The sequence below is a fragment of the Kineococcus gurbantunggutensis genome (genome assembly GCF_050871925.1).
In the GTDB taxonomy this organism is placed as follows: Bacteria; Actinomycetota; Actinomycetes; order Actinomycetales; family Kineococcaceae; genus Kineococcus.
In genome coordinates this window covers 1-19,596 of record NZ_JBJLSG010000014.1, presented here as the reverse complement: position 1 = coordinate 19,596, position 19,596 = coordinate 1, and the positions used below count along the sequence as shown (strand labels likewise).

Here is a 19,596-nt window from a genome sequence, read left to right as displayed (position 1 = left end):
AGGAAACAGCCACGACGTCACGGACACGGCCGAGGTGCCCGGCGCGAGTCCGCCACCGATGAGCTGGGCACCCCGCCTGGTGCAGCCGGTGCTCACGCGCTGACCACGCGGCCCCGGGTCGTAGTGGTGCGGTAGCGCGAGCGCAGCAGCTTCACCTCCAGCTCGGCCTGCTGCGCGCGCTCACCAGCGCCGTACTGCCCGTGCACCATCACCGCGTGCAGCTGCGCGCGCTGCAGGCGGTGGTACAGCCGCGCGGCACGTCGCCCGTGCTGCCTGCGCACCGCCCGGCGCAACGCCCGCCGGCGGCGCAGCGAGGCCAGCGCGGCACGCTCGTCGTCGGTGAGGACCTGCGAGTCGTGCACGTAGTGCTCGGCCAGCACGCTCAAGGTGCTGGCCTCCTCACGCCCGGCCAGTCGCCACAGCAGCGCCCCGACGGCCAGCAGCGGCACCCCGCGCAGCGGGATCGTCCACCACGCGCCCAGCAGCAGCGGGGAGTTCCACAGGAAGTGGAAACTCCACGCCAGCGCGAAGCAGCCGATCGCCACCGCCAGGCGCCGGGCCAGCGCAACGCGCGGGCGGGCCACGACGTAGCCGACGCCGAAGGCGGCGACGGAGGTGAACAGGGTGTGGCTCCACAGCCCCGAGAGCACCCCGCGCCCGAAGAGCATGCTCAGCACGGGTACCACCTGGTTGGCGCTGTCGGCGCTCAAGGCGGTGTTCAGGGTGTAGTCCAAGTCCTCGATCACCTGGAAGCCCAGGCCGACCACGGCGCCGATGACGACCACGGACAGGATCGTGCGGAACTGGGTGCGCGCGATGAGGACCAGCAGGACCACGCCGAGGACCTTCAGCAACTCCTCGGTGCTGGGCCCGGCGATGGCCGCGATCCACGGCCAGGTGGGCCCCCGCGTCTTGGACAGCGCCGAGATGATGGCGGTGTTGGCCGGGACGGCCAGGTACAGCGCGCCCAGCCCGCCCCAGGCGAAGGCCAGGGCGAAGCCCAGCGGGGGGTGCTGGGCGAACAGGTCCAGCCAGCGGAAGAACAGCAGCGGGATCGCGGTGTAGGCGCCCCAGACGAGCAGGCCCAGCACGATGGTGGTGGGCACCACCCGCCAGCCGTCGTAGAAGAGCGGGCCGACGATGAAGGCGCCGTTGACCAGGAAGACCACCAGCAGCCAGAACGCGGCCCGGCGCGGCTGGACGAAGCCGTCCACCCCCACCGGCCCGCGCACCCGCGCCGGCTGCTCCAGGTCGATGGTGCTCACGCCACCGCCCCCACGCCCCGAGCGCCCCGCGCCTCCGAGGAACCCCAGGCACCTGGATCGCCTGGACCGCCTGGATCGCCCTGGGCGTCCTGCACGCGGATGCTGGCGAGCATCTCCTGCATGTCCTGCAGGGCCTGGGTGAAGACCTCGCTGGTGGCCGAGCCGGTGAGCTGCACGGCGCGATCGGCCTGCTCGTCCACCGCGATCCACACCCGCGCCTGGCTGGTGGCGGTGATCAGGGAGTACGTCACCCCGGACAGCTCCGTGGTGCTGAAGGCGGCGTCATCACCCAGCAGCCGCGCACCGGCGATCTCGCTCTCGATGCCCTGGGTGCGCTGGACGAACTCGCCGGTGGTTCCGCTCCAGAGCGTGGCGGCGATGTTCAGCTGGGCGCCGGCGGCCACCAGCAGCACCTGCGCGCTGTCCTCGTCCTGGCTGCTGCCGGCGCTGTCCAGGTACCAGCCGGCGTCGGGCACCACGCTCAGGCCCGGTGCCACCTGCAGGCGCTCACCGGCCGGCACCGGCCGCAGCGGTTCGTCGATCTGAGCGTCGATGGTGATCGTGGTGGCGAGGTAGGCGACGATCACCGCCAAGACGGCCAGGGTCCCGGGCCAGGTGCGGTACGGCTCGCGCCGAGGCAGTTCGGGCAGGCCGGGCACCGTGGACGTGGACGTGCGGTCGGTCATCGCCATGGCCATCCCCCTGGAGCCGCGTGCGCCCAGCATGACCAGCACGGTGCACCCAGCGCAATGCCCCGCGACGCGGCGTGACACGCGGGTGACACCCGGGTGGCAGCAGTGCGCCAGCACCTGGCACGGCGCAGTGGCCCCGGGTCGAGCCCGGGACTGCCCCAGGTCCGGTTGACTCTGACCTGTGAGGATCACGGTCCTCGCTGGAAGGATGAGCTCCGTGTCCAAGCCCTTTCCCGCCGAGTTCCGCCGGGACGAGAGGCACCTCCCACGCAGTGGGGGAATCGCCGTCGCGCGCCAGAGCGGGTGCTCGCGCGCCGAGGTCGCCCGCAGCTTCGGCATCTGACGAGTCCTGCCCGGGACGCTGGATGAAGATCGCCGACCGCGAGGACGGCCCGACCGACTCACCCGGTGCTCCAGCGACAACCGCGCAGGCCGATGCCGAGCTGCGCGAGCTGCGCAAACGCAACAAGCTGCTGGAGCAGGAGAACGAGATCCTGCGCCGGGCGACGGCCTGCTTCGGCCGCGACACGCTGCCAGGACGATCTTCCCCCACTGCGTGGGAGGTGCCCCCTCCGAGCACCCCACCGCTGAGGGCAAGCTCTACCTCTGCGCGGTCAAGGACGCCTGCTCCAACCGCATCGTCGGGTACTCCACGGATGCGCGGATGACCGCCGATCTGGCGGTGCGGGCACTGTCCAACGCCCTCGCGCTGCACGGGCACGCCGACGCCTTGGAACTGACGGTTGACTCCGACAGGGAGGCAGTTCCGCTCACACCGCTACCTGCGTGCGATCTCGGCGGCACGGGCGCGAGGGTCGATGGGCCGGGTGGGTACCGGCGCGGACGACGCCGCTGGGGGCACCTCCCAGGCCCTGGCGTGGGGGAGAGTCCTTCTTCACACTGCTGCAGAAGAACGTCCTGAACCGCCGGCGTCGCCAGCAGGCGCTGGGTCGACTCACCCCCATCGAGTACGAGACACGCCTCCACGCCGCTCACGCGGCTTGATCGCCCCTACCGACGAGGGTCAACGACGGGGCAGTTCACCGTGCCGCTCCAGTGCGGCGGCATCGGCGCGCCGCTGCTCGTGCAGCATCTGCAGGTCGCCCTCCAGCGCGGCAGCAACGTCGGCAGCGTACCGGCGCACCAGCGCCAGGTGCCGGTAGGCCTGCACCCCCGCAGGTGCCGGGCCGGTGCCGCACAGGACTCCGACCACCTCCCCGCCGGCACCGCGCAGGGGGACACCGAGGCAGGTGCCGATGCCCAGTCGGTGCACCACCGGCCGGGCGGCGTAGGCGGGCACCGCGACCACATCCGAGGCGACCTGCGGCCCCAGTCCGGCGATCACGGCGTGGCGGATCGTGTCGGCGCAGGGCGTCTGCTCCCTGGGGCGCACACCACCCCAGGCACTGGGCTGGTCACCGAGCCGCGCTTCGGGCTGAGCACCGAGCTGCTCAACGGGCTGGCTACCGGCTCGCTGATCTGCGATGACCGCGCAGGGCAGCGAGCGCGTCGCCAGCACCGTGCACTGCCCGTCCTGGATGCGCGCCAGCAGCCAGGTGGGCGAGCCGCTGCTGCTGGCCAAGGCGCCGCACGGGTGAGGCACCCGCGGTGCCAGCGATCGCTTCGAGGAGGACCCTGCCAGCCGGAATCCGGACCAGGGAGCAGAAGCGGGCACTCCTGCGCGCACGGCACCGGCCCACCCACGCCCCCTCCACGCACTCGGCGCACGCGTTCGACCTGCGCACCTGGTCCGTGCACCACAGCCGCTCCCGCCCACCTGCTCCGGCCCGTCCGCTCCCGCCCGTCGCACTCCCGCCCGTCGCACTCCCGCCCGTCGCGGCGGACCGGCGGACCACGCCCCTCCTCGGGACACTTCCCGGGGCTTGCTCCGAGCGCACCGACGACCGCGACCGTGCTTGCACCCGCGCACCGTGCCCGCGACCGGGGCCTTCAGCGGCTGTCCGGGTGATGCCCGGTGTCAGCTCGCAGCACCGTGGGAACCCTCACCACCAGCACCACCTGGTTCCCACCGCCCCGGCACCGGCGCCCGCTCCGTGCGGGTCCCGCCCAGCGCGCGAGCCGTGAACACCCACCAGCACCCCCGTCCACCGGAGAGCCGACGTGGAGCAGCACCAGCAGCTGATCGTCACCAGCATCGTCGAGGACGTCGAGGTCCTGCTCAGCGCCCGGCGCGTCCGCCTCACGTTGACCGCCCAGACCACCCCTGTCGATCAGAGGGCACCCACCGGTGAAGCAGGACCGGCGGCCGCAGCGGTACCGGCCACCTGAGCCGCTGGCACGAGGTGGCGCTGCTCCCGCTGACGTCGGCTGCGTGCTCACGGGCGAGCACAGCAGGTGCAGCAGCGGGGCGCGGAGGCCGGGACCCTCCTGCGCGGTCAAGCGCCACCGCGCAGGTCCTGCGGTGGCGCAGGGGCAGCGACCGCAGGGGTCGGCGAGCGCGGGTGCACCTGTGTCCGCACGCGTGCTGCGCGCGGTCACGACGAGGGGTCCTCCTCGTCCGGTTCGGGCGCGAATGCGCGCAGGGCGGCTAACAACGCGCCTGGAGATGACTAGCAATTTTATTCAGGACTAGGTACTGCGCGCCGATCAGCTAGAAGACCCAGCACGTCCAAGAGGAGGCGTCCATGAGTGGCAAGCTCCCCCGTACCGCCCGGGGACGCGTCGTGCCGACCCGCGCAGCAGCGCCGCGGCACCTGATCGCGGCGCTCACCTGCGCTGCCGTGGCGATGGGGACGTTCATCGACCCCGTCGGCGCTGCCCGAGCCCTCGCGGCGGCGACCACGCCCGTGGCCGGCGCCACCACGCCTCCCTACACCGGCACTGCGACGTCCTCCCTGGCGACCGTGCGCGCCGACGTCCTGGGCGGTGTCAGCCTGGCTGCGGTCTCGCTGGGCAGCAGCGCCAGCTCCGCGCACCGCACCGGCACACCGCGCTCGAGCGCCTCGGTGACCAGCGCGGGCGTCGGCGCGCTGGGGCTGAACCTCCCGGTCGGCACCAACGAGCAGACCGCCCCGGCCGACAACCCCGCGCCCCGGGCGCAGGAGCTGGCCGGCCTGGACCTGCTGGGCATCGCGAAGCTGGGCGCCCTGGGCACGAGCACGCACGCGCGCTGGCTCGGCGACGGCCTGTGCGCGCCCGCCGGCACGCCCCTGGCTCGCACCGAGACCACCACCACCGGGCTCGACGTCTCCGTCGCCGGCGTCGCCTCCGTGGTCGACACCGGCGCGCTGAGCACCAGCACGAGCACCGGCTTGACCGGTACGGGCGCCCGCCGCGCCGTCACCTCCACCAGCTCCAGCGGACGGACCACGGTGGCCCTGCTGGACGGGCAGGTCAGCGTGACGCTCTCCGAGGCGAGGCTGACCGGCGTGAACCCCGGCAGCGGGACGACGACGCAGTACAGCGCCCCCCGGGCGACGGTCCGGGTCGGCGGCGGCGCAGCCGTCGACCTCGTCCCCGGAGCGCAGGCCCGCACCTTCACCGCCGGCCTGGGCCGGGTCGCGCTGGCCCTGAACGACCTGCGCGGCAGGACCTCCGGCACCGTCCTGGACGTCAGCGTCGACGTGCTGCCCCTGCCCCTGGTCGGGCCCGCCGCCTCCGTCGACGTGGGCCTGTTCCCGCTCAGCGTGGCCGCCAGCGCCCCGGCCGGCGGCGTGGACTGCAGCCTGCCCGCACCCGCCACCGCCTCCCCGGCGACCGGTTCCGTCACCGCCGACAGCACCCCCGCCGTCACCGGCTCCGGCGTCCCCGGCGCCACCGTGACGCTGCACGCCCAGGGCGAGACCACCGCCGCGGGCACGGCCACCGTGGGCCCCGACGGCACGTGGAGCATCGACAGCTCGACGCGTCCCGAGGGCACCACCACCTTCACCGCCACCCAGGGCTTCGACGGCAACACCTCCCCCGCCTCGGCGGCGACCACCGTCACCGTCGACACCACCGCCCCGGCGGCGCCGGTGATCCACGCACCCGCCGGCCCGCACGTCGGCACCGGCCTGACCCTCTCCGGCACCGCCGAGCCCGGCTCCACCGTGCTCGTCACCGACGGGCGCACCCCCGCCACCACCTGGGGCCCGGTGCAGGTGCACGCCGACGGCACGTGGCACGTGCCGGTCGCCAACCTGCCCGAGGGCACCACCACGTTCACCGCCACCGCGACCGACGCCGCGGGCAACACCTCGCCCGCCTCCACGCCCGTCCCGGCCACCGTCGACACCACCGCCCCCGGCGCCCCCGCCGTCACCTCCGTGACCGACGGGGAGTTCCTGCGCACCGGCCCCGACGCCCTCGCCGGCACCACCGAGGCCGGCGCCACCGTGCTCGTCAGCGTCGACGGCGGCGCCCCGCGGGCAGCCGTCGTCGAGGGCGGCCGGTGGACCCTGGACCTGGGCGGCCGCCTCGGGGACGGCGCGCACTCCGTCACCGCCGTCGCGCACGACGCGGCCGGCAACGTCAGCGCCACCTCCGAGCCCGTCCGCTTCACCGTGGACTCCGTGGCCCCGAACGCGCCGGTCGTGCTCACGCCCACCGACGGCAGCACCGTGCGCGACGCCGCCGTGACCGTCACCGGCCTGGGCGAGCCCGGCGCCACCCTGAGCGTCACCGGCCTGGGCGGCGCCGCGAGGCCGGTCGTCGTCGGGCCGGACGGCTCCTGGAGCGTCACCGGCACCCTCGTCGAGGGGGTCAACACGCTGGGGGTCACCCAGCGCGACGACACCGGGAACACCTCCGGCGAGACGACGGTCACCGCCACCCTCGACACGGGCGTCGCCACCGGCCCCGTCGCGCAGCCGGTGGTCGCCGCCCAGGTCGACCCGCCGGACACCGACGGCCGCGTCGACCTCGCGGGCACGGGCGAGCCGGGCGCGAGCGTCGACCTGTACTCGGGCGAGGAGCTGATCGTCAGCGGCGCCAGGGTCGGGACCGACGGGTCCTGGACGGCCGCGCGGGTCGAGCTCGGCGACGGCGCGCACGTCGTCACCGCGCGCCAGAGCACCGGCACCGGGCCCGACGCGCTCGTCCTGACGTCCGCGCCGGTCGTGGTGACCGTGGACGTGACGGCTCCGGCCGCCCCGCTGGTCGAGACGCCCGTCGACGGCTCCGCGCTCTTCACCGGCACCGCCGTCGTCAGCGGCAGCGCCGAGCCCGGCGCCACCGTCACCCTCCTGGTGAACGGCGCGCCGGCGGGCACCACCACCACCGGGGGCAACGGCTCCTGGTCGCTGCTCGTCCACGACCTGCCCGAGGGCGCGGTGACCATCTCCGCCACGGCGACCGACACCGCCGGCCACGGCTCCGGCCGGGTCGAGACCCGGGTCACCGTCGACACCACCGCCCCCGAGGCACCGACCATCGACTCCCCGCCCGCCGACCACCCCGTGCCCGGCCCCGTCGCCGTGAGCGGCACCGCCGAGGCCGGCGACCTGCTCGTCGTCGACGAGGACGGCCGCGAGATCTACCGGGGCACCGTGCCCGCCGGGCCGTGGAACATCACGGACCTGGTGGAGTTCAGCGACGGCCCGCACGTGATCGAGGCCGTCACCGTCGACGCCGCCGGCCGCACCTCGCGCACCACCGTGCGGACCTTCACCGTCGACACCCGGGCCCCCGCGGCGCCGCTCGTCACCTCCCCGCAGGGCAGCGCCACCGTCGCCACCGGCACCCCGGCGATCACCGGCCTGGCCGAGCCCGGCGCCACCGTGACCGTCACCGGCCCCGGCGGCTTCGAGGAGAGGACCACCGCCGACGGCACCGGCCGCTGGACGATCGGGGCCACCGGCACCGACCTGCCCGACGGGCGGGTCACCGAGCTGCAGGTCACCCAGATCGACCCCGCCGGCAACACCTCGCCGCCCACCGCCGTGCAGGTGGAGGCGGACCGCACCGCCGACGCGCCGACGCTCACCGGCGTGCCCACCGGCCCGACCCGCGACACCACCCCGCAGGTGGGCGGCACCGCCGAGCCCGGCGCCACCGTGACCGTCCTGCTCGACGGCACCCCCGCCGCCACCGCGACCGCGGGCGGCGACGGCACCTGGAGCGCCGACCTCGACCCCCTGGCCGACGGTGAGCACCGCGTCAGCGCCCAGCAGGTGGACGAGCTCGGCAACCGCTCGCCCGCCTCCGCCCCGGTCGTGCTGACCGTGGACACCGTCGCGCTGCCGCCCGCGATCAGCAGCCCGCGCGCGCTGGACAGCGCGCCCGGGGACACCACCGTGACCGGCACCGGCGAGCCCGGCGCCACCGTCACGGTCAGCGAGGGCGGCACCGCCCTCGGCCGCGCCCGCGTGCGGGACGACGGCACCTGGTCGCTGACGCCGACGACGCCGCTGCCCGCGGGCCCGCACGTCCTCAGCGCCACCCAGCAGGACGCCGCCGGCAACACCTCGCTGCCGACCGCCTCCGTGCCGTTCACCGTCACCGCCACCGCCGCGCCCCCCGCGCCCGACGCCCCGGACGCGCCCACCATCACCTCGCCCACGGGCGGGCGGGTGCAGCGCCCCGTCGTCGTCAGCGGCTCGGCCCCGGCCGGCACCACCGTGGTGCTCCACGACGGCGCCAGCGCCGTCGGCACCACCACCGCGGACGGCGACGGCGGCTGGACCGTGCGCCCCGACCTGGCCACCGGCCAGCACGTCCTGACCGCCCGCGCGATCGACGCCGAGGGCCGCACGTCGCCGCTGTCCGGCGCCGTCGTGCTCACCGTCGCCGACCCGGCGCCGCCCGCCGCGCTGGCCGCGCCGGAGATCACCGAGCCCGCCGACGGCAGCACCGTCGCGACCTCCTCGCGGATCGCCGGCACCGGCGTCGACGGCACCGTGCTGACCCTGTTCGTCGACGGCGCCCCCGCCGGCACTACCACCGTCGAGGGGGGCGCCTGGGCCCTCACCGCGGCGCTGAGCCCGGGCCGGCACGTCCTCACCGCCCGCCACAGCGACGCGCAGGGCGCGGTGTCCGGGCCGTCCAACGCCGTCACCGTGACCGTCGAGGCGGCCACCGGCACCCCCCGGGCGCCGGCCGCGCCGACCATCACCGCGCCCGCGCAGGGCGCGGACGTCGAGGAGGACTTCACCGTCACCGGCACCGGCACCCCCGGCGCCCGGGTCGTCCTGTCCGTCGGGGGCGAGCCGCAGCCCGCGGTGACCGTCGCGGCGGACGGCACCTGGGGCGTGCGCGTCACCGGCGCGCGCGGCCTGGTCCTCGTGTCCGCCACCCAGAGCGCGGACGGCGCGACCTCCCCCGCGGTCGTGCTCGCCGTCCTGGCCCCGCTCGACGGCGCCGGCACCGCCTCCCCCGCCGTCACCTCCCCGCGCAGCGGCGCGACGGGCACCCCGGTGCGGGAGGTCAGCGGCACCGGCACCGACGGCGCCACCGTGCAGGTGTTCGTCGACGGCACCCCCGCCGGCACCGCCGTCGTCCGCGACGGCGAGTGGGCGGTGCAGCTCCCCGAGGCCCTGGCCCCGGGCGCGCACGTCATCACCGCGACGCAGAGCGTCGAGGGCACCACCTCGCAGCCCTCCCGGGAGGTCGTCCTGGTGGTCACGAGCACCACGACCACGCCGACCCCGCCGACCACGCCCTCCCCCGACCCGTCCACCACCCCGTCCCCGAACCCGTCCACCACCGTCCCCAGCACGCCCTTGACCGCGCTGAGCGCCCCGCGGGTGACCTCGCCGGCCGACGGCGGCACCGTCCAGCAGCCCGCGCTCGTGCGGGGCACCGGCTCGCCCGGCGCCGTGGTCGTCGTCCGCGAGGCCGGCGTCGAGCTCGGCCGCACCACCGTGGCCGCCGACGGCACCTGGACCGTGACGCCCTCCCCGGCGCTCACCCCGGGCCGGCACGCCGTGTCCGTGCTCCAGACCGGCCCGGCCGGGCTCACCTCCCCGGCCACCGGGGTCTCCTTCGACGTCGTCCCGCTCGACGCGGCCCCCGTCATCCGCCGGCCGGTGCGCGGGTCCACCGTCACCGCACCGCTCGTGGTGGCGGGCACCGGCCTGGAGGGCGCCACGGTGACCGTGCTCGTCGACGGCCGCCCCGCCGCCACGGCCACGGTGACCGGCGGGCGCTGGGCGGCGACGCTGACCGGCCTGAGCGCCGGCACGAGCCCGACGCTGACGGCCGTGCAGCAGCCGGCCGGCGGGGGGACCACGACCACCTCCGAGGCCGTGCCCGTCACGGTGCGCGCTCCCCTGGCGCAGTCCGCGGTGACGATCACCACGCCGCTGGACGGCACCCGCACCCGCGACGGCCGCCTGGTCGTCGGCGGCACCGGCCGCCCCGGCACGACCGTCACGCTGCGCGACGCCTCCGGGGTCGTGGCCACCGCCACCGTCATGGACGGCGGGCGCTGGCTGACCGCGCCCGACCCGGCGCTGACGCCCGGGACGCACGCCCTCGTCGCCAGCCAGCCGGGCCTGAGCGGCGGCGCGGAGACCTCGGGCACCACCACCGTCGTCGTCGACCCGGCGGCGTGGACCGCCCCGACGTTCGACACCCCCACCGACGGTGCGGTCTCCCCGCTGTACCGGCCGGTGCTGGGCGGTGCCGGCGAGCCCGGCGCGACCCTGACGGTGCGCACCTCCGGCGGCGTCGTCCTGGGCACCACCCCGGTGCGCCCCGACGGCCGCTGGCAGCTGACGCCCGCAGCGGACCTGCAGGTCGGCGACAACCTGCTCACCGCGGTGCAGACGATGGGCACCCTGCGGGCCGAAGCGCCCCCGATGGTCGTGACCGTCGACCCGCAGGCACCCACCGGGCCGCTGATCACCACCCCGCAGGACCTGCACGTGAGCGACGACGAGGAGATCCTCATCTCCGGCACCGGCCACCCGGGCGGCTCGATCGTCGTGCGGCGCGGTCGCGGCGACGCCATCGGCTCGGCCACGGTCGGCGCCGACGGCACCTGGACGCTCGGCATGGTCGCTCACCTCGAGGGCGTGCAGTCGCTGATCGCCGAGCAGACGGTGGCGTACGAGCTGGTGCAGCAGCAGCGGTCGGCGTCCGGCACGGGCACCGGCAGCGGGCTGCGCCTGCTGTCGGCAGGCAGCGGCGCCCGCCTGCTGGCCGAGGCCGTGCAGGTGCCCCCGTACCGCTCGATGTCGCAGTTGGTGCGGGTCATCAACCCGGTCGGCGACCCGGAGACGCCCCCCACCGGCACGCCCACCCCGGGCAGCGGCACCCCTGGCACCGGTACGGGAACCCCCGGCACCGGCACCCCCGGCACCCCCGGCACCCCCGGCACCGGTACCCCCGGCACGCCCACCCCCGGCACCGGTACCCCCGGCACCCCGGGCACCCCGGGCACCCCGGGCACCCCGGGCACCCCGGGCACGGGCGGCGGGCGCGCGCCCGGCACCGCTGCAGCCGGTGCGCTCGGCACGGCCACCGGCGCCCGCACGGGCACGGCGGTCGCCGGCGGCAGCACCGCCCGGGTTCCGGGCGCGACCGGCTCCCGCACCGCGTCGCCGGTGCGCGGGCCGGCCGCACAGCGCCTGGCGCACACCGGCGCCGACCTGCGCGCCCTGCACCTCGGGGCGGCTCTGCTGGTCCTCGGCGCGGCACTGGTCCTGCTGACCCGGCGGCCGCCGGCGCCGGTGCGGGCGGGTGCGCCCACCGTTCCCGCCGCGCGCGGGGCCGACGCGGCCCCCCGCTCGGCGCGGGCACCCCGCGAGGCCCCGGCACGAGGCACCTCCGAGCAGGCGCAGCGCTCCGCGGCCCCGGCCGGCGGCACGAGCAAAGCGCGGGCGGCGCGGCGCACGGGCGGTGCCGCACCGGGCAGGGGCCCGTCAGGTACCGCGGACGGCGAACGGCCCACGGCGTGAGCCCGGCCGGGAAGACCCCTCGGGTCCGCCGACCGGGATCCTCCCGGCGGGTCCTCCTGCCGAGGTGCGGCCATCTGCCGGCACGTCGCCGTGGACCCTGACGTGCGCGTGCGCCTCCTGACGACTCCTTCGTCACCGGCCCCGGTGATGCGCACCACCGGGGCCGGGGTGGGCGCCTGGCCGCACACCGCCGCACCTGCGGGCCGACGCTCCTGCAGCAGTGGCTGCACGAGCGTGGCCCGCACCTGAAGGGCCCACCGGTGCGGGCCGTCGAGGTGCTGCTGAACAGCCAGCAGGTGCGCACCACCCGGCGATGCCGTTGAGCAGCACCGGACCGGGCACACCGCACCGGGCGCACCGCACCGGCGGCGGAGTCGACCAGCGGCACGGTGGTCGGCTGCGAGGCCGTGGCCGGCCTCCGGGACGTGGGCCTGGGCGCGCGACCGGACCACCGGGCCGCTGCCGAGCGCCAGTGCTCAGCACTCTCACCCAGCACCAACGATCAGCAGTGACGATGAGATCAGGAGAAGCAGACCACGATGAAGAAGTTCCGCTGCGGTGACGTGGTGCCCGGCTGCACGCGCGCCTTCACCGGTTCCGCCGACGAGATCCTGCTGGCGGTGGCCGCTCACGCCCGCGCCGAGCACGGTCTGAGCCAGGTGCCGGCCGAGCTCGTGGCGCAGGTCGACGCCGCCATGGTCGACGCCTGAGGGCCGCACGCCGCAACCTACGCACCCGCCCCGGCCCCATCCCGCCCGCCACCTGGTCCTCGACCCACCGCAGCAGCCCACTGCGGCAACTGGGACGCCAGGTTGAGCACCGGCCGCTGGAGGCAACTGCCCCGCAGCACGCCGCAGGTGCGTACCGGTACCCACCGGTGGGTGTCGGTGGGTACCGGTGGGTCGGTGCGTACCGCCACCGGCCCGCAGCACCGGGCCGTGTTCACCACCTGTCCCCGAGCCGGGCCAGGGGTGCCCACCGGGCACCCCTGGCCGCGGGCTGGCCGATGGCAAGCCTCGCGCCGCCCACGCCCGCACCGTGCAGGAACTCTGGAGGAGAACGACGTCGCGTCTGAGACGCCGGTGTTCAGGTGGCACTGGCGCCGAGCGCGTGGGCAGTGGGCGCCACTGGATCGGCCCGGACGAGCCTGATGCAGGCGTACCGGGTCGTTGCAGTGCAGCGCTCCTCGATCGCACCGATCAGCGCACCAAGCGAGGGGCCAAGCAGCAGCCGACTGCTGCGCTGTGTCAGGGCGTCCGGATGATGCCTGGCGGTGTGAGCAGCAGCAGACGGAGCACGGCGGACGCCGGACGCCGGTGCTCGGCCAGGACCCGGGGCGTCATCACCGGCCCCCCTGCACCTGACGATGCCGCGCAGACCACGACGAGCCGACCTGCCACCTGGCGAGCTCCCCCGGCTGGGCCCTTCTCCGCCTGACCTTCGCCCGGCCTGCTGCGCTCCTCATCCAAGGCCCACGACCTGCGAGCGGTGAGCGGTCGCCAGGGTTAGTGCGCTCGGCCAGAGGCGGCACGGCACCACCCGCGCCGCGCCCGCCGGCAACGGCACCACGACCACGACCACGACCACGACCACGACCACACTCAAGGTCCCCGCAGCGTGACGGCCCCCACCCCGGTCCCGAGCGCAGGCACTGGCCGGGGTGCTCGGCGGGCACGGGCGAGCCGGTGCAGCGGTGGCAGCAGCGTTCGCGCCGCCCACGCAACGACGCTCAGTCCGGCAACGCGGCGATGACCCCGATGATGCGCGGACCGGAGTCGCTGGTCAGGTCGATCACGCGCCCGCTGCTCAGGCGCCAGGCGTAGGAGCCGTCGCCCATGCGCACCCGGAAGCGCGCCTCGTACCGCTGGCCGCTGTCGACGGCACGAGCCAGCGCCTGCGCCACGCGTTCGCGGTCCTCGGGGTGCACCCAGCTGCTCAGCTGGGCCTCCAACCGGTCACCGGCGCGGGTGTGCAGGTCCAGCAGCGCCGCGCACTGCTCGTCCCAGGACAAGGTGCCGCTGCGGTAGTTCAGCTCCCAGGCACCCACCTGCGGATCCAGCAGCACACCGACCCCCGAGAGCGCGTCGTCGGCGCTGCGATCGACCGGCTCACCCGGTGAGTTCGAGGGGGACTGGGCACCTGAGGACCGGGCACCTGGGGACTGGGTGCGTGGGCGCTGCAGCAGCGGGCTCAGCTGGGCGATCAGCTCCTGGGGCAGGAACCTGCGGGCGTCGGGGTGGGCGCTGAGCAGGTCGGCCAGCACCTGGTGGCTCAGCCCGTCGCCCTGGACGACCAGTCCACGGCCCCTGCCGCGCTCGTCGTCGATCGAGACCGCGTCGTCGAAGACCGACAGGTCCGGCTCCTCGGTGGGTGGCATCTCCTCGCCCCACATCTGCCGCACGGCATCGCGCACCTGCCGCGCCCGCGCCTGGCGCTCCCTCTCCCCGTGCGAGCTGCTCACCCTGCCCTGCCTCTCCCACCTCTTTGCTCCGGTGCACCTCGTGCACCTCGTACCGCTGCGCCAGGTGTCCTGCCGCTGCTCACGTGCATAGCACCGGGTGGGGCGTCCGCAGCGTCCAGCGTCGCCGACGCGGCACCCCCTTTTCGAGGGACACGGTTGCTGACCGACCGGTGACCGGCGCGCCAGGCGCGCCGGCGCAGCACGCCCCGCCGCGCCCTGCGCACCCACCACCTGCACCGCGCCGTTCAAGTGCTCACTGCCCCTGCTGCGGGGCCTCGGCGGGGAGGTGACCGCTGCGGCGGGCGGCGTCCACGGCAGCGGCGCTGCTGCGCACCCCGTACTTGCGGCGCGCGGTGGCCAGGTGCTGGGCGATCGTGTGGGTGGACAGACCGAGCTGGTCGGCGATGTCGGCGCCGCTGAGACCGGAAGCCACCAACTGCAGGATCTGCGCTTCGCGAGCGGTGAGGTGGTTGGTGCCGACCTGCGCGCGCGGGGCGCTCATCAGCTCCTTCAACTGCGTCTCCAGGCGCAGCAGCTCGTCCTCGGCGAGCACGACGACCCGCCTGCCGCTGCGCGAGTGCAGCACCATGCGGTGATCACCGGCGGCGATGGCCTCCAGCAGGTGCGGCCACAGCGTCATCGCCAGCGCTTCGTCGCCCTCACCCACGAGTCGGTCCCCGCCAGTCGCCGCCGGCAGGAGGGGGGCACCGCTGATGGATCAGCACCGGCACCTTTCTAGCGGCCCGCATCAGCGCTGTCCACGCGGTGGGGGCCTGCAGCGCGGGAGGGTCCGCATCACCGACCGGGTGCACGCGCGGCCGGGCAGCACCCCTGCAGCCGTCTCGCCGTGATCTCGCGCGCTGATGCCGGAGAGCACGAAGGTGTCTCGGACGAGCGCGTGCACCGCGACTCGAGCCCCCGAGCCCCCAAGCCCCCAAGCCCCCGAGCAGGGCGTGCGCCGGGAGGAACCGCACGAACCCACCGCGCGGCGACCTCCGGCGGTGAACGCACGTGGCGGCCGCGCTGAACGGGCCGGGGAAGCAGGCGTTGGTCCTGCTCAGGGACGGCGGGGCGCCGTGAAGCGCAGGGTCAAGGAGCGCAGGTGAAAGGACGGACGGGTGGTGGGCCGGTCGGTCCACCACCCGCACCCCGAGCACCTCAGCCGATCGCCGGGCTCACCGCCCCGGTGGTCAGGTCCTTGCCGTACAGGTCCACCCGGGCGTTGGTGTCCGCCGGCACCAGCGCCTGCAGCGTGGCCACCACCACCCGCTCACCGGAGAGCACCTGCAACGAGCCCCACGCATCGGCCCCCTCCACCCGCGCCCCCGGCGCGCCGGAGGCCTGGGAGGTCACCAGCACCAGCGCAGCGCCCGGCCCGGCGGCGGTGTCGCGCCGGTACCAGTCGGTGCGCCCATCGACATCGGCACCGACGTTGGCCGCGGTCTGGAAGAACACGTAGCGCCCGCTGGGATCCAGGGCCACCTGGTGCTCCCAGGTGTTCACCTGGGTGGGGACCCCCACCCGCAGGATCTGCGCGCTGCTCATGTCGCGGCGGTAGGCCAGGTACTCGATGCTCCTGGGCGTCAAGGCGGTGCTGCGCGCGCTGAAGGCCACGTAGCGCCCGTCGTCGCTGATGGCCACGTCGTGCGCGTCCACGCTCACCGGGTGCGCCTCGCTCAGCGAGCGCCAGGTGCCCGTGCCCGAGACCACCGCGAGCTCACCGGTGGCCAGGTCCTTGCGCCACAGCACCCGGATGTCCTGGTACTTGGCCACGAACACCGCGAACCGCGCGTCCGGGGTGATCGCCAGCGCCGAGCCGACCGCGCCGGCGCCCAGCTGCGCGCCGGTGGAGTCGGTGGACACCCGTGTGATGGCACCGGTGGCCATGTCGCGGCGGAACAGGTCGATGGCCCTGTTGGTGTCCCCGGGCACCAGGTCGGTGCGCGCGGAGAAGAAGAACACCTGCTGCCCGTCGGCGGACAGGGCCACGCTGGGGGCGGTGGTGGACACCCGGTAGTCGCGCTCCAGCAGCGTGCCGGCCGCCGTGCCGGTGCTGCCGGTGGTGCCGGTGCCCGGGGCGCTGATCAGCTCCCAGGTCCTCGTGGCCAGCTCCACGCGGTACACGTCCAGCTTGGCGTTGGTGTCCCCGGGCGCCTTGGACACCGAGGTGGTGACCACCGCGTAGCGCCCGTCGGCGCTGAGGGCGACCTCGCTGGCGTTGAGGTCGGTGCCGGCGCCGGTGGGGTCCAGGCGGGTGCTGGCCCCGGTGCTGGCATCGCGCACGTACAGCTCGTGGGCGGTGTTGGTGTCGCCGGCCTCCAGGGGCGCGGCGGTGCCGAAGAGGAAGAAGCGCCCGTCGCGGGTGGCGGCGGTGCCGGCGCCGCCACCGGCACCGGCGGCCGGAACCCCGACGGTGGCCGCCCGCGGGGTCGCCACGACCTCGGCGGACCAGCCGCCGTGCACGCCCGCGGCGGAGAGCGCGCGGACGCTGAAGCGGTACTCGGTGCCGTTGACGAGGGCGGTCAGGAGCGCACCCGGGGACGTCGCGGTGGCGGTGACCACGCCGTCGACGCGCACCTCGTAGCTCGCGGCGCCCGGCACGGCCGTCCACGCCAGCGCCACCGAGGCGTCGCGGGCGGTGGGGGTGACGCCGGCGGGGACGGCGGGGGCCGGGTCCTGCGGGGTGGCGGTGCCGGCGGGGGCCGCGGCCGAGCGGTTGCCGGCGGCGTCGACGGCCACGACCGTGAAGGTGTAGGTGGTGCCGTTGCTCAGCCCGGTGACGGTGGTGCTGGTGCTGCCCGCGGGGGCGGTGGCCCGCACGGCACCGGTCTGGTCGAGGACCTCGTAGCGCTCGACGTCGCCGCTGGCCGAGGCGGTCCAGGTGACCACCGCCGAGGCGTCGCCGGCGGTGGTCGCGGCGCCCGCCGGGGCGGCGGGGGCGGTGCTGTCCGCGGGGCGGACGATCGTGGGCACGCTCGCGGGCGAGGCGTTGCCGGAGGTGTCGACCGCGAAGACGCTGTACTGGTAGGTGGTGCCGTTGGCCAGGCCGGTGAGCACCGCGGACGTGGTGGAGGGCGCGACGCTGGCGACCACGGTGCCGGAGGCGTCGCGGACCTCGTAGCGGGCCAGGTCGCTCTCGGCGTTCGGTGCCCAGGAGACCGTGGCGCGCTCCTCACCGGCGGTGCCGCTGACGCCCTGCGGCGCGGCCGGGGCGTTGCCGTCGCGAGGGACGACGGTGACGGCCGCGCTGCGCGGAGAGAGGTTGCCGGAGGTGTCGCGCACCACGACGGTGAAGGTGGAGACCTGGCCGTTGACGAGGTTCGGCACCGTGACCGAGGTGGCCGGGGCGACGGCGACGGCGACGACGTCGCCGGAGGCGTCCAGCACCAGGTAGCGGGCGACGTCCTGCTCGGTGTTCGCGGTCCACGACACGGTGGCGCTGCGGTCCGCGCCGGCGGCGGCGACGCCGGTGGGGGCCGCGGGGGCGACCGCGTCGCGCGGGGTGACGGGGACGGGGGCGCTGCGCAGCGAGACGTTGCCGGAGGTGTCGCGGGCCACCACGGTGAAGGAGGTCGCGGTGCCGTTGACCAGGCCGGTCACGGTCGCCGAGGTGCCCGGTGCCGGCACGGTGGCCACGACGGCGCCGGAGGCGTCCAGCACCTCGTAGCGGGCCAGGTCGCTCTCGCCGTTCGCGGTCCAGGACAGCGCGGCGCTGCGGTCGCCCGCGGTGGCGGTGACGCCCTGCGGGGCGTCGGGAGCGTCGCCGTCCTGCGGGGTCACGCTCACCGGCAGGCTGCGCGCGGAGGTGTTGCCGGAGGTGTCGCGGGCCACCACGGTGAACGTGGTCGCCCGGCCGTTGACCAGCCCGGTGAGGGTGGCGGTGGTGGCGGGGGCGGCCACGCTGGCCACCACGGCTCCGGCCGCGTCGAGCACGTCGTAGCCCGCCACGTCGTACTCGCCGCCGGCGGTCCACGACACGGTGGCCTGCCGGTCGCCGCCGGCGGCGGCGACGCCCGCCGGGGCGGCGGGCGCGGTGGTGTCGCGGGGCGTCGCGGTGACCGCGGCGCTCAGCGGGGACTCGTTGCCGGCGCGGTCCACGGCGGAGACGCGGACGTTGCGGGCGGTGCCGTTGGCCAGCGGGGTCAGGCGGGCGGTGGTCGTGCCGACGGGCACCGTGGCGGCGAGCACGCCGTCGCGGTGGACCTGGTAGGAGGCGACGTCGGGGGCGGTAGAGGCGTTCCAGCGCACCGCGAGGGCGCGGTCCTCGGCGGTGACCGCCAGGCCGGTCGGGGTGTCCGGCGGCGTGCGGTCGAGCGGGACGACGCTGGTTCTCGCGGCGGCCGACTCGTTGCCGACCCTGTCCACGGCGACGACGGTGAACGTGTACGTCGTGCCGTTGACCAGGTCCGCGTACTCGCGCGACGTGGTGCCTCTGGGCACCTTCACGGTCGCGCCGGCCCCGGTGACGAGGTAGTGGTCCAGGTCGGCCTCGGTGTTCGCCGTCCACGTCAGCGTCGAGCGCGTGTCGCCAGCCGTGGCGCTCACGCCCTGCGGCGCCGCGGGGGCGAGGGTGTCGAACGGCGTGGCGGTGACCGTGGCGGAGGGGTCCGAGGTGTTGCGGGTGCTCGCCGAGCCGTTGACGGCGACGAGGTGGTAGCTGTAGCTGGTGCCCGGGACGACGGCCGTGTCGGCGTAGGTGGTCGCCGGGGTGGCCACGGAGGCCAGGAACGTGCCGCCGCGGTAGACGTCGACGCGCGTGCGCCCATCCCCGCCGGGGCCGGCGTCCCAAGACAGGTCCACCCGCGTCTGCCCGGCCGTGGCGCGCACGCCGCGCGGCTGGGCGGGGGTGTTGGCGCTGCTGGAGGCGGGGGTGCCGTACACGGCCGCGGTCAGCGCCGAGGTGGTGCCGTCGGCGTAGACGGCACGCACCTGCACCTTGTACTGCACGCCGTTGACCACGTCGGTGAGGGAGGCCGCGGTGGTGCCGCGACCCTGGACGGCGACGGTGCGGTCGTTGGTCGAGAAGCCCGAGAAGGGCACGTACACGACCTGGTAGCCCGTCGCCGCGTCGGTGTTGGCGTTCCAGGTGACGTAGAGCCTGGCGCTGCCCTCGTCGACCCGGACCCCGGTGGGGACGCTCGTGACCACGGCGGCCGCTGCGCGGCCGCTGCCGGCCAGTCCCGCCTCGACCAGGAAGGGCGGAGTCCAGAGGGTCAGCACGGTCGCCGCGGCCGCCGCGGCGGCCGCGGCGCGTGTCGTCCTTCGGTTGAGCATCGGGGCACCTCGCACCGGAACGGCCCCGACCCGGTGCCGGGGGACACTCCGGGGATCGGCCG

Annotated in this window: 9 protein-coding genes and 1 pseudogene; 4 read left to right on the top strand and 6 right to left on the bottom strand. The window is 75.8% G+C overall.

Features of this window, described 5'->3' with window-relative positions:
- Positions 1–92: 92 nt before the first annotated feature.
- The gene (locus ACRYR7_RS04205; protein WP_432570812.1) at positions 93–1,265 is read right to left on the bottom strand and encodes a PrsW family intramembrane metalloprotease; all 1,173 of its coding nucleotides are present in this window, start codon (positions 1,263–1,265) and stop codon (positions 93–95) included.
- Positions 1,262–1,990, bottom strand: coding sequence for a hypothetical protein (locus ACRYR7_RS04200; RefSeq protein ID WP_432570811.1), 729 nt, complete (start codon positions 1,988–1,990; stop codon positions 1,262–1,264). The genes ACRYR7_RS04205 and ACRYR7_RS04200 overlap by 4 nt, the downstream gene beginning before the upstream one ends.
- A 184-nt stretch (positions 1,991–2,174) precedes the next feature.
- On the opposite strand from ACRYR7_RS04200, the pseudogene ACRYR7_RS04195 reads away from it, so the two are divergent.
- Positions 2,175–2,962 (top strand): annotated as a pseudogene (locus tag ACRYR7_RS04195) (DDE-type integrase/transposase/recombinase).
- A gap of 19 nt (positions 2,963–2,981) precedes the next feature.
- Here ACRYR7_RS04195 and ACRYR7_RS04190 read toward each other — a convergent pair.
- Positions 2,982–3,539 carry a GAF domain-containing protein gene (locus ACRYR7_RS04190; RefSeq protein WP_432570810.1) on the bottom strand — a complete coding sequence of 186 codons (558 nt, stop codon included), beginning with the start codon at positions 3,537–3,539 and terminating at the stop codon, positions 2,982–2,984.
- Between the two features lie 539 nt (positions 3,540–4,078).
- Between ACRYR7_RS04190 and ACRYR7_RS04185 the strand changes: the two genes are divergently transcribed.
- The 3 genes from ACRYR7_RS04185 to ACRYR7_RS04175 all read left to right on the top strand — a co-directional run bounded on the left by ACRYR7_RS04185 (position 4,079) and on the right by ACRYR7_RS04175 (position 12,509).
- Positions 4,079–4,246 (top strand): hypothetical protein, encoded by a 168-nt coding sequence (locus tag ACRYR7_RS04185; protein ID WP_432570809.1) that lies wholly within the window; start codon positions 4,079–4,081, stop codon positions 4,244–4,246.
- A 356-nt stretch (positions 4,247–4,602) separates the two neighbouring features.
- The gene (locus ACRYR7_RS04180) at positions 4,603–11,799 is read left to right on the top strand and encodes an Ig-like domain-containing protein (protein ID WP_432570808.1); all 7,197 of its coding nucleotides are present in this window, start codon (positions 4,603–4,605) and stop codon (positions 11,797–11,799) included.
- A gap of 539 nt (positions 11,800–12,338) precedes the next feature.
- On the top strand, positions 12,339–12,509 hold the full coding sequence (locus ACRYR7_RS04175; protein WP_432570807.1) for a DUF1059 domain-containing protein: 171 nt from the start codon (positions 12,339–12,341) through the stop codon (positions 12,507–12,509).
- Between the two features lie 1,019 nt (positions 12,510–13,528).
- On the opposite strand, the gene ACRYR7_RS04170 is transcribed toward ACRYR7_RS04175, so the two are convergent.
- The 3 genes from ACRYR7_RS04170 to ACRYR7_RS04160 all read right to left on the bottom strand — a co-directional run bounded on the left by ACRYR7_RS04170 (position 13,529) and on the right by ACRYR7_RS04160 (position 19,534).
- Positions 13,529–14,260: a PAS domain-containing protein gene (locus tag ACRYR7_RS04170; protein ID WP_432570806.1), complete on the bottom strand. Its 732-nt coding sequence runs from the start codon at positions 14,258–14,260 to the stop codon at positions 13,529–13,531.
- A gap of 253 nt (positions 14,261–14,513) precedes the next feature.
- Positions 14,514–14,927, bottom strand: coding sequence for a response regulator transcription factor (locus tag ACRYR7_RS04165; RefSeq protein WP_432570805.1), 414 nt, complete (start codon positions 14,925–14,927; stop codon positions 14,514–14,516).
- 491 nt (positions 14,928–15,418) lie between these two features.
- Positions 15,419–19,534, bottom strand: a complete 4,116-nt coding sequence (locus ACRYR7_RS04160) for a fibronectin type III domain-containing protein (protein ID WP_432570804.1) — start codon at positions 19,532–19,534, stop codon at positions 15,419–15,421.
- Positions 19,535–19,596 lie beyond the last annotated feature (62 nt).